This window comes from Streptomyces sp. NPDC058092 (genome assembly GCF_042884935.1).
Lineage (GTDB): Bacteria > Actinomycetota > Actinomycetes > Streptomycetales > Streptomycetaceae > Streptomyces.
The window spans coordinates 101,382-112,747 of record NZ_JBHVSY010000027.1 but is presented as its reverse complement, the minus strand read 5'-3'; the positions used below and the strand labels follow the sequence as shown (position 1 = coordinate 112,747).

Annotated in this window: 8 protein-coding genes; 4 read left to right on the top strand and 4 right to left on the bottom strand. The window is 66.9% G+C overall.

Translation table 11 applies throughout. The annotated features are described in order from the left end of the window. Positions 1-147: 147 nt before the first annotated feature. Both ACFVV1_RS33425 and recA read left to right on the top strand, forming a co-directional pair. Positions 148-861, top strand: coding sequence for an ArsR/SmtB family transcription factor (locus tag ACFVV1_RS33425; RefSeq protein ID WP_389997178.1), 714 nt, complete (start codon positions 148-150; stop codon positions 859-861). 436 nt (positions 862-1,297) lie between these two features. After that, positions 1,298-2,497 (top strand): recombinase RecA, encoded by a 1,200-nt coding sequence (gene recA / locus ACFVV1_RS33420; RefSeq protein WP_389997175.1) that lies wholly within the window; start codon positions 1,298-1,300, stop codon positions 2,495-2,497. Positions 2,498-2,603: 106 nt separating this feature from the next. Here recA and ACFVV1_RS33415 read toward each other — a convergent pair whose 3' ends face one another. The 3 genes from ACFVV1_RS33415 to ACFVV1_RS33405 all read right to left on the bottom strand — a co-directional run bounded on the left by ACFVV1_RS33415 (position 2,604) and on the right by ACFVV1_RS33405 (position 7,410). Next, positions 2,604-3,620, bottom strand: coding sequence for an RNA polymerase sigma factor (locus ACFVV1_RS33415; protein ID WP_389997173.1), 1,017 nt, complete (start codon positions 3,618-3,620; stop codon positions 2,604-2,606). Continuing rightward, complete coding sequence (gene uvrA, locus ACFVV1_RS33410; RefSeq protein ID WP_389997170.1) at positions 3,617-6,466, bottom strand: excinuclease ABC subunit UvrA; 2,850 nt, start codon at positions 6,464-6,466, stop codon at positions 3,617-3,619. The genes ACFVV1_RS33415 and uvrA overlap by 4 nt, the downstream gene beginning before the upstream one ends. A 704-nt stretch (positions 6,467-7,170) precedes the next feature. Next, on the bottom strand, positions 7,171-7,410 hold the full coding sequence (locus ACFVV1_RS33405) for a hypothetical protein (protein WP_389997168.1): 240 nt from the start codon (positions 7,408-7,410) through the stop codon (positions 7,171-7,173). Between the two features lie 220 nt (positions 7,411-7,630). Here ACFVV1_RS33405 and ACFVV1_RS33400 point away from each other — a divergent pair, with 220 nt between their 5' ends. Next, positions 7,631-8,224 (top strand): TetR/AcrR family transcriptional regulator, encoded by a 594-nt coding sequence (locus ACFVV1_RS33400; RefSeq protein WP_389997165.1) that lies wholly within the window; start codon positions 7,631-7,633, stop codon positions 8,222-8,224. 13 nt (positions 8,225-8,237) lie between these two features. Here ACFVV1_RS33400 and ACFVV1_RS33395 read toward each other — a convergent pair whose 3' ends face one another. Continuing rightward, positions 8,238-9,260, bottom strand: a complete 1,023-nt coding sequence (locus tag ACFVV1_RS33395; RefSeq protein WP_389997162.1) for an SMP-30/gluconolactonase/LRE family protein — start codon at positions 9,258-9,260, stop codon at positions 8,238-8,240. Between the two features lie 201 nt (positions 9,261-9,461). Here ACFVV1_RS33395 and ACFVV1_RS33390 point away from each other — a divergent pair, with 201 nt between their 5' ends. Continuing rightward, on the top strand, positions 9,462-11,264 hold the full coding sequence (locus ACFVV1_RS33390) for a flavin-containing monooxygenase (protein WP_389997159.1): 1,803 nt from the start codon (positions 9,462-9,464) through the stop codon (positions 11,262-11,264). The last annotated feature ends 102 nt before the right edge of the window (positions 11,265-11,366 follow it).

The following is an 11,366-nucleotide window of genomic DNA, read 5'->3' as shown; positions in this document are numbered from 1 at the left end:
CACACACCACGTGATCATTCCGGGGCCGTCGTCATGCCCGGAAGGCAGATCACGACCGTCACGCATCACGCATGATCAGCCACCCGACAGGCTCTAAGACGCAGACGCTTCGACGAACGTCGAAGGGAAGTCGGCGACAATGGGACCGTGAACATTGAGCGCGCAGGTCAGGACGTGGGTGTAGACCTGGCGGGCGTGGCCAGGCTGCTGGCCGACGGGACCCGGGCCGCTTTCTGCCTGGCGCTGCTCGACGGCCGGGCGTGGACGGCGAACGAGCTCGCACGTTATGCCGGGGTCGCACCGTCCACCGCGACGTCGCATCTGAATCTGCTCGTGAATGGCGGACTCCTCGTCGAGGAGCGGCACGGACGCCACCGTTACGTACGGGTGGCCGACCGCAGTGTGGTCGAACTGATCGAGAGCCTTGCCGCGCTGGCCCCGCAGCGCAGCGCCCAACCACGTTCGCTGTCGGCCTCCGGCCGGCAGCAGGCACTGGCCCGCGCGCGACTTTGTTACGACCACCTGGCTGGAACCGTCGCGCTGGCGATCACCGACGCAATGGTCGAGCGCGGGCTGCTGGAGTGGGGGCCCGATCCGGGCCTGACCGCCAAGGGCGCCCTCTGGCTGGCCGAGGTCGGCATCACGGTGCCTGGCGGCTCACGCCGACCGCCGGTACGCGCATGCCTCGACTGGACCGAGCGCCGTCCCCACCTGGCGGGCGCAGTGGGTGCCGCCCTGTGCGCCCACGCGCTCGCCACTGGGTGGATGACGCGCATCGGCACTACCCGCGCTCTCACCGTGACGCCCGCCGGCCGTCGGGCATGGCACGACCGCCTTGGCCTGCCGCCAGCTGACCTCTGATCCTGTGGCGGCCGTCGACTCATCCTGCGTCCGGGCGCCGCCCATGCCCGTGACGAAATTGGGCGAACAGGACTCTCCCCGGGGCCCTGGGTAAGAGGTAGGAATGGGCGGCGAGTTGCCGCCTCAGGACCGTCGGAAAGGTCTTGAATTGTCAGCCCGCGCATTAACGAGTTTGCGTAGCCGGGTGCCTAACGCTCCGTTACCCGGCAGTCGAACGGATTCGGGCCAATCTGCTCTGGCGAGATGCCTCAACGACCGTTGCGCTCCGGTCAGCTGTGACGCTTTGCTGATAATATGCAAGCGACACGCATATCGATGAGATACGCCTCAGTGCGCGCACACGCGTTCACGATTTCCCTCTTCCTCACGTCGGGACCCGCTGTCGTATCCTCCGGGCGACAGTCGTGCGGAGCGAAGAGTGAGGGGTGAGTTGCGCATGGCTGACAAGGGCAAGATGCTGGATCTGGTACTAGCGCAGATTGAGCGGCAGTTCGGCAAAGGCGCGGTGATGCGCATGGGCGACCGGTCGAAGGAGCCTATCGAGGTCATCCCGACCGGGTCGACCGCACTCGACGTCGCGCTCGGCGTCGGTGGTCTGCCGCGCGGTCGCGTGGTGGAGGTGTACGGACCGGAGTCCTCCGGCAAGACGACGCTGACACTGCACGCCGTGGCGAACGCTCAGAAGCTCGGCGGCTCGGTGGCGTTCATCGACGCGGAGCATGCTCTGGACCCGGAGTACGCGAAGAAGCTCGGCGTCGACATCGACAACCTCATTCTCTCGCAGCCGGACAACGGCGAGCAGGCGCTGGAGATCGTGGACATGCTGGTCCGCTCCGGCGCCCTCGACCTGATCGTCATCGACTCCGTCGCGGCGCTCGTGCCCCGTGCGGAGATCGAGGGCGAGATGGGCGACTCGCACATGGGTCTGCAGGCCCGCCTGATGAGCCAGGCCTTGCGGAAGATCACCAGCGCGCTCAACCAGTCCAAGACCACCGCGATCTTCATCAACCAGCTCCGCGAGAAGATCGGAGTGATGTTCGGCTCCCCGGAGACCACGACCGGTGGCCGGGCGCTGAAGTTCTACGCCTCGGTGCGTCTGGACATCCGCCGGATCGAGACGCTGAAGGACGGCACCGACGCCGTGGGTAACCGCACCCGCGTCAAGGTCGTCAAGAACAAGGTCGCGCCGCCGTTCAAGCAGGCCGAGTTCGACATCCTCTACGGCCAGGGCATCAGCCGTGAGGGCGGACTGATCGACATGGGCGTGGAGCACGGCTTCGTCCGCAAGGCCGGCGCCTGGTACACGTACGAGGGTGACCAGCTCGGCCAGGGCAAGGAGAACTCCCGCAACTTCCTCAAGGACAACCTCGACCTCGCCAACGAGATCGAGAAGAAGATCAAGGAAAAACTCGGCATCGGTATTCGCTTCGAGGGGTCCGCAAAGCAGGTCAGCCAAGGCGCGGCGGACGCTGCGTACACCCGAAACGAGTCCCCGCCCTCCGCCGTGCCGATCAACGTTGCCCAGTCGGACCGCACCGACGTAGCAGCAGAAGGGCAACCGACCAGCGCGCAAAAGGCCGAAGGGCTCTCATCCGAAGCGACCGCAAGCCGGAGGGCTCTCTCGTCGGGACTGTAGTCCTGAACGAGAGGTGGGCAAGCCGGTACACCGGCTCCCTGCTGCGGTTTGGTGGGCGGCTTGGTTGTCGCAGATCAAGCGGGCCTGGAACATCAAGCGGCGTGCGTCACGCGTCGCTGAGGTAGTCCCGCAGCTCATGGGAGCGTGAGGGGTGCCGGAGCTTGCTCATCGCTTTGCCCTCGATCTGGCGTATACGCTCGCGGGTCACGCCGTAGGTGTTGCCGATCTCCTCCAGGGTCCGCGGGCGACCGCCGAGGAGGCCGAACCGTAGAGAGATGATGCCGGCTTCACGAGGGCTGAGGCCGGCCAGGATGGCCTGGATGGCTTCCTGGAGAAGTCCGAAGGCGACCACTTCCCAGGGGGAGGGCAAGTCGCTGTCCATGATGAGATCACCGAACCCGGTATTGCCATCGTCGGACAGACTGACGTCCAGCGAAACGGGCTCCTTGGTGTAGGCGTCGAGTTCGATCAGTTTCTCCATCGGGACTTCCGCCTTGTCTGCCAGTTCCTGCGGGGTGGGCTCGGACCCGGTGTCGCGGAGGAACTCACGGCGGATCCGCGCCACGCGGTTGATGATTTCCACGGTATGCACTGGGATGCGGATGGTGCGGCTCTGATCGGCAAGGGCCCGGGAGACTCCCTGCTTGATCCACCAAGTGGCGTAGGTGGAGAACTTGAAGCCCTTGACGTAGTCGAACTTCTCGACGGCTCTGATGAGTCCGGTGTTGCCTTCCTGAATGAGGTCAAGAAAGTGGAGTCCTCGTCCGGTGAAGCGCTTGGCGACGGCGACTACCAGGCGGAGGTTGGCCTCGGTGAAGTGCTGTTTGGCGCGGTGTCCGTCTTCAGCGAGGAGGCTGAGTTCGCGACGGTAGTGCGGGTCCAGGCCTGGCTCTTCGGCGAGAAGGTGCTCCGCGTACAGTCCGGCTTCGATGCGTTTGGCCAGCTCCACCTCCTGTTCGGCGGTGAGCAGTTTGACCTTGGCAATGAGCCGGAGGTAGTCCTTGACTTGGTCGACGGTGCCGCTGTCCGTGGGAAGACTGGGTGGAGGCGCCTCGCTCTCGTCGTCCTGGTCCAGCTGGAGGTCCTGCGGGTCCTGCGGGTCCTGCAGATCCGTGGCGTTCATCGGTTCCCCACCAAGTGCTTGAGGAACTGCCCGGTGTGTGACCAATGGTGGGCCGCGATCTCCTCCGGGGTGCCCTCGGCGACGACCTCTCCGCCTCGGTGTCCGCCTTCTGGGCCCATGTCGACGATCCAGTCTGCCGTTTTGATCACGTCTAGGTTGTGCTCGATGACGACGACCGTATTGCCGCCGTCGACGAGGCGTTGCAGGGCAGTCAGCAGACGGTCAACGTCGGCGACATGCAGGCCGGTGGTGGGTTCGTCCAGTACGTAGAGGGTTCGACCGCGGCTACGGCGTTGGAGTTCGGCGGCGAGTTTGACACGCTGCGCCTCGCCTCCGGACAGGGTGGTGGCCGCTTGGCCGAGCTTGACGTAGCCGAGCCCGACGTTGTCCAGGGCCCGTAGGTGGCGGGAGATGATCTGGTGACCGTCGAAGAACTCCAGGCTTTCTGTCACGGTCATGGCGAGGACGTCGGCGATGGATTTGCCCTTGTAGTGGACATCCAGGGTCTCGCGGTTGTATTGGGCGCCTCTGCACACCTCGCACGGCACGTACACGTCCGGTAGGAAGTTCATCTCGATCCTGACGGTGCCATCGCCGTAGCAGTGCTCGCAGCGGCCGCCCTTGACGTTGAAGGAGAACCGGCCGGGCTGGTAGCCACGGACTTTTGCCTCCGGGGTCTGAGCGAACAGCTTGCGCAGGTGGTCAAAGACGCCCGTGTAAGTTGCCGGGTTGGACCGAGGGCTGCGGCCGATCGGGGTCTGGTCGACCTGGACCACCTTGTCGAGGTGCTCGACGCCGGCGATAGTGCGGTGTCGGCCGGGCACCTTGTACGCACGGTGGATCTGCTGGGCGAGGGCGGTGTGCAGGATGTCGTTGACCAGGGTCGACTTGCCGGAGCCGGAGACGCCGGTGACCACGGTGAACAGACTGAGCGGGAAGGACACGGTGATATCACGTAGGTTGTGCTCGCAGGCCCCGTGCACGGTGAGGGCCCGGCCTGCCGTCGGCTTTCGGCGCCGTGCGGGCAGGGGAATGGTTCGGCGTCCGGAGAGATAGGCGCCGGTGACGGACTCGGGGTGCTCGGCGACCTCCTGCACGGTGCCTGAGCAGACGATGCGGCCGCCGTGTGTACCGGCGCCGGGGCCGATGTCGACCACCCAGTCGGCGACCTGCAGGGTCTCCTCGTCGTGTTCGACGACGATCACGGTGTTGCCACGGTCGCGTAGCCGCTTGAGTGTCTCGATGAGCCGCTGATTGTCGCGCTGGTGCAGCCCGATGGAGGGCTCGTCCAGCACGTACAGCACGCCGGTCAGTCCGGCGCCGATCTGCGTTGCCAGCCGGATCCGCTGGGCCTCCCCGCCGGAGAGGGAGGCGGCAGGCCGGTTGAGTGAGAGATAGTCCAAGCCCACGTCGAGCAGGAATCGCAACCGCTCACCAATCTCCGCGAGGACGGCTTCCGCGATCCGCCGCTCACTGCCTGTCAGCTGCAACGCCGCCACAAAGCGGGCGAGTTCACCGAGCGGCAGCGCGGCTGTCTGAGCGATGCTGTGCCCTCCAACGGTGACCGACAGGACGGCTGGGGCCAGGCGGGCGCCTCCGCAGGCCGCACAGGGCACTGCACGCATGTATCCACCGAAGCGATTCGACGCGCCACCAGACTCGATGCCTTCGGCGAAGCGGCGCACGATGTGCGGTATCACGCCTTCAAAGCGGGCCAGGTACGAACGCTCGCGGCCCAGCCGGTTCCGGAATGAGAGGTGCAGCCGACGGTCCGCCCCGTGCAGCACCATCTCCTGCATCTCGGAGGAGAGCTGGTGCCAGGGAGTGGCGGTGCTGAATCCGGCGTCGGAGGCCAGAGCTTCGAGAAGACGGGTGAAGTAGTCGGCGCCGCTGGTGTTGGTCCATGGGGCGATGGCGCCCTCGGCTAGCGACTTGGTCTCGTCGGGTACGACGAGATTGGGGTCGACTTCCATGGCCGAACCGATGCCCGTGCAGGCAGGGCAGGCGCCCCAAGGGGCGTTGAAGGAGAACAACCTCGGCTCTAGCGACTCCAAGCCGATGTCGTGGGAGCGTGGGCAGGCCATCGCCTCGGAGAAGACCAGCTCGCGCCCGGCCCAGCCAGGCTCCCGGTCTATGAACTCGACCCGCAGGACACCGCCACCGACTCCCAGTGCAGTTTCCACTGACTCCGTCAGCCGCTGCCGGATATCCCGCTTGACGGCCAGCCTGTCCACGATTACGTCGATGGAGTGCTTCTTGCGCTTATCGAGCGCGGGCGGGGTGGCCAGTGCGAGGACCGTCCCGTCCACCCGCACCCGGCTGAATCCGTCAGCGGACAGCTGACGGAAAACCTCGGCATGCTCGCCCTTTCGGTCATGGACGACCGGGGCCAGCACCTGAAAACGGGTCCCTTCGTCCTCGTCCAGCAGCAGGTCGACGATGCGCTGCGGGGTCTGCCGGCTGACTGGTTCGCCGCACTCGGGGCAATGGGGGCGGCCGATGCGGGCGTACAGCAACCGCAGGTGGTCGTAGACCTCGGTGATGGTGCCGACCGTGGAGCGCGGGTTGCGACTCGACGTCTTCTGATCGATGGCGATCGCCGGGGACAGCCCCTCGACGGCATCGACGTCGGGCTTCTCGAGCTGCCCGAGAAACTGTCGCGCATATGCCGAGAGGGATTCGACATAGCGCCGCTGACCTTCGGCGAATATAGTATCGAACGCCAGACTTGACTTTCCGGATCCGGACACACCCGTAAACACGATCAGCGCGTCCCGCGGCAGTTCCACGGACACGTCACGGAGATTATGCTGCCGCGCGCCCTTGACGACAAGCCGATTTCTCACTTCGTCAACCTCAGGTGTTGAGAGTTAGCCAGATTCCACCGTAACACCACAACATTGCTGGCCAGGGCGGCTGCTCAGCAGTTTTCAGCTGTGGAGGATATCGCGCTTGACAGTGAGTCCAGCGGTGTGGGCAAAGAATTATGCAGCCAGCCGGAAGGCAGTGGGAATGGCCTAGTATTCGCTGTTGACTTCTGGTCGACCCTGTGTGCAACAACAAGGCATCAGGCGATGGTGTCGGCGGCCATGGATGATTAGATGGTGTGGGGAAATCCTTCTCACGGTCGTGATTCGACGGGGTGATTCGCGACAGCTGAGCTACGACGCCCGCGCGCGAATCACGGAATGAGCCTTCCCCGTTCGGCGACAGTCTCGTCGTCCATCTCGAGCGAACGGAGCGGGTGCGGCAGGGCGCGGGTGTGAGAGTGCAGCGGTCTCAGGCAGGGACATTACGGGCCGTATGTCCATGGCACTGACGCTCCCGGCCGCCGCCCACGCACGTCGATGGCCATTGGCTGTGACGCCCCGGGGCAGGAAGTCGGCGCGGTCTGGGGCTGGCCATCGGGGGTGTGCCGCCGTATTGCCTGGGGAGGTGAACAGGTCAGCCAAGGTCCCAGGGAGGGCCCGGATCCCCAGCAGGGCGATCCGGTCGGCTCAACGAGCTCTTCCGTGACCGCGCCCCCCTGCAACGACGGTTGAAGGAGTGCTCACCGGCCCTTCGTTCCGGCGGAGGCGCGCACCGGGCCGGGCACGGCATGGAGCGGATCTGGTTGAGCGAGGACTTCCGGCAGCGCGTCGCCACCGAGCCGGGCGCCTGGACCCAGCGGAGCATGCTGGCGCCGCCGACGGACACCGATCGGGGCCTGTGGCTGGCCGCAGATCACCGCATCGTCGCGGCCGGGCTCGACGACGGCGGCGGACCGCATCCGCTGGCCGGGTGGGTGCACACCCGGGACACCGCGCACATGCTGGCCTGGGCGCTGAACGGGACCACTCCGCCGGCTCTCGCCGGACGGTTACCCGGGCCCCGTCGCGGGCCGGTCGCCCCTTCCGTTTGCAAGGTACCGGCGGCACGGCGAGGGCGGGTGCCGTCGCTGTGCCGTTGGCGACCTGGAGGGTGTTGTCCTCGGCGAACTGGTTTACCTGAGCCCCCGGTACCCTTTCGGGATGGCCCAGCCCCATTTGCCCGACGAGAGACGGCCCGCGAATCATGGGCCGAAGGTGGCTGCCCGTAACCGGGGTGCTCTGGTCGCTGCCGCGCGAGAGGTGTATGCGGAGCACGGGCTGGATGCTCCGCTTTCCGCGATCGCGCGCCGAGCTGGGGTCGGGCAGGGCGTGTTGTACCGGCATTTTCCCGACCGTGCGGCAGTGGCGAATGCGGTTCTGGAGGAGAACGTCCGGCAGATCGAACAGGCAGCCGCGGTGGTCGAGGGCGTGAGCTTCGCTGATGTTCTCGGCGTGTTGACCTGGCACCTGACGGAGTCCACGGCTTTCGTGGGCCTGTTGCACGCGCACGGGGCCGTCGGTCGGCCGGACGATCTCCCATACGCGCTCGCCTTGTCGGAACGGGTTGAGAGTGCTCTGCGCAAGCATCTGCAGCAGGGGCATCGGCTGAGTGGGGGGAACGACCTCATGCTCGCCGTTGCCATGGTTTCCGGCGCCGTCAGCGGTCCCACACGCGAGGCGCGGGAACGCCGAGCGGCGTCGGCTTGGCAGCTGCTCGGCGTCGAGGTGGGACCGGTGCGGCCTTTCGAGGCGTGAGCCGGGCTGGGTGTCAGCCGCCGTTGGACTGCCGGATGCCCTTCGCCAGCGCGTCGAAGGTGTACAGGTACCCGCCGACGGGCCCGCTGACGGTCATGTACGCCTTGGTCCCGCCAGGAGTGATCGCCACGTTCGTCGCCGACTCTAGCCCCTTTGTGTGGGCGGGGATCTCGACCGTCGCCAGGCGTTCGCCGTGCTGGTTATACACGGCCATGGCGGCTCGGCCGTGGAGCGCCTGGTAGAGGTTGCCGTCCGCGTCCACGGCGATCGAGTCGGTCTGGGCGATCCCGCCGTCCACGCGGATGGCGGCGTGCCGGGAGGTCACCTTTCCCTCTCCGTCGAGGCGGAGGTAGGAGATCCGGTTCTGTGTGAGTTCGCTGATCCACAGCCCCCGGTAGTCCACGTCGAACGAGATTCCGTTCGTCGCGGCCAGCCCGTTGGCGAGGACGGCGGACTTCTTGCCGTCCCGGTCGATCCGCACGACACGGCCGTGCGCTTCTCCCGCGGACAGGCCGAGTGAGTCGCTGACGTAGAGGTTGCCCTCCCTGTCGAACGCGATGTCGTCGGGATTCATCGGCGCTCCGTCGACCTCCCCGGAGAAGAAGGTCCGCGGGTCGCTTCCGTCCGGTGCCAGGCTGACGACCTCGCCGTGGGCGTAGTCGGACAGGTAGAGGCGGCCGTCGTACGGGCTGAACTGTGCCGAGGTGTAAGCCCCCCGACCGTCCGTGTGGATTCCCCGGGACGTCTTCTTCTTCACGTCAATGCGTATCACCTTCGGCTTCCCCGCGGGCGCGGTGACGTCGACGACGAGCAGGTTGCCGTTCTCGTCGAAGGTCGGGCCTTCGAGCAGGGTCATCCCGCTCTCTTCGTGGACCTTCGTGACCTGCATGACTTTGTCGGCGTGGATGGTCCTGCCCGCGCCGGTGCTGGCCGGTGCGCCACCGGCGGGGCCGCTTGTCTCGGTGCCGCAGGCGGTGAGGGTCAGGGTGCCGACGGTGGCGAGCACGGCAAGGGATCGGGCCGGGAATCGTCGCATGGGGGATCGCTCTTCCTGTCTGCGGTGTGCGGGGGCGCCGCAGGCCGGGAGGTTTGTGGGGCTCAGCGACGGCGTGGAGGCGTCCTGCACGGGTGTCATGGCTCACCCGTGCCGCAACCGGACAGTGTTGTCCGGTTGTTGTTACGGTAGCGGATGACCGCTCGATCCGGGGCGGCCGACCGATTGGAGTGAGACCCCCACATGACGACCACTCAACCGTCGGACCCCAACGGACTCGCCGCGCTGAGGCAGCGCTACAGCCTCGAACGTGAACGGCGCGTACGACCCGACGGCGCCCGCCAATACCGTCAGACCGAAGCCGAGTTCGGCTACTGGGCCGCCGATCCCTACGCGGGTGAGCCGGCCGAGCGTGAGCCGCTGCACGACACCGTCGACATCGCCGTGGTCGGCGGCGGGTTCGGCGGCATCCTCGCCGGTGCCCGGATGCGGCAGCAGGGCGTCGAACGCGTCCGGATCATCGAGAAGGGCAGTGACTTCGGCGGCACCTGGTACTGGAACCGCTACCCGGGCATCCACTGCGACATCGAGTCGCACGTCTACCTGCCGCTGCTCGACGAGACCGGCTACGTGCCGGAATGGAAGTACTCCCCCGGCGAGGAGATCCGCCGCCACGCGGTGCGCATCGCGCAGAAGTACGACCTCTACCCGGACGCCCTGTTCTCCACCGCGGTCACCTCACTCACCTGGGACGAGGCGTCCGAGACGTGGATCGTGGCCACCGACCGGGGCGACGCGTTCCACGCCACGTACGTCGTCACCGCCACCGGCACCCTGTCCGAGCCCAAGCTCCCCGGGATTCCCGGCATCGAGACTTTCCAGGGCCACACCTTCCACACGTCGCGCTGGGACTACGCCTACACCGGCGGCACCCCGGACGGCGGCATGACCGGCCTCATCGGCAAGCGGGTGGGCGTCGTCGGCACCGGCGCCACCGGCGTCCAGGTTGTCCCGATGCTGGCCGAGGACGCCCAGCGCGTCTACGTTTTCCAGCGCACCCCCTCCAGCGTGGACGTGCGCGCCAACCGCCGCACCAGCGGACAGGATGTGGGCGCCGACCGCGACGGCTGGGCCGGGGAGCGCCGCGAGAACTTCCTGCGCATCGTCTCCGGCGAGGCGACCGACCGCGACCTCGTCGCCGACGGGTGGACCGCGTCGGCCGGTCTCCTGGAAAAGCTCCTGCCGAGCTTCCGCCGCCAGGACGGGGGGCCGGCCTTCGAAGCCGCCTACGAGGCCGCCGACGCCGCGAAGATGAACGAACTGCGCTCCCGTGTCGAGCAGACGGTCACCGACCCGGACACGGCGGAGAAGCTCAAGCCCTGGTACCGGTATGCCTGCAAGCGCCCCACTTTCTCTGACAAGTACTATTCGGCTTTCAATCGTGACAACGTTTCCCTGGTCGACACGGCAGACACCCACGGCATCGAGCGCGTCACCGAACACGGTGTCGTCGTCGGCGGCGAGACGTACGAACTCGATTGCCTGATCTTCGCCACGGGGTTCTCCGTCGGGGTTTCCGGTATCCACTCGGGCAAGCTCCCCGTGCACGGCCGTGGCGGCACCCAGCTGCTGCACGCGTGGGCGCAACAGGGCCCGCGGACTCTGCACGGCTTCACCAGCAACGGCTTCCCGAACCTGATCCAGATGGGATCCCTGCACAACGCCAGCAGCGTGAACTTCACGCACATACTCGACGAGCAGGCCGTTCATGCCGCCGCCCTGGTCGCGGCGGCCGAAGCCGAGTGCGCCCTTGTCGAACCGTCCCGTGACGCCGAAGACGCCTGGAAGGCCGTTCTGGCCGAGGGCGCCCCCGACCACGAGTGGTTCCACGCCGAGTGCACCCCCGGCTACTACAACCGCGAAGGGCTCGGTCGGCCCAACAGCGCGAGCTCCTACCCTCACGGTGCCGTCGCGTTCCACGAACTGCTGCGGCAGTGGCGCGAGCAGTCCATCGGCGAGGTCCTGCGGACCAAGGCCGCCCTGTAGAAGTCCTGCGGCCAGGGCGGGATCAGCGCGATTGCGTGGTGGTCTCGCCCTGGTCGGGGCCATCACCGGAGCACCCGTCCAACTGGCGGCCTCTGGCCGGGG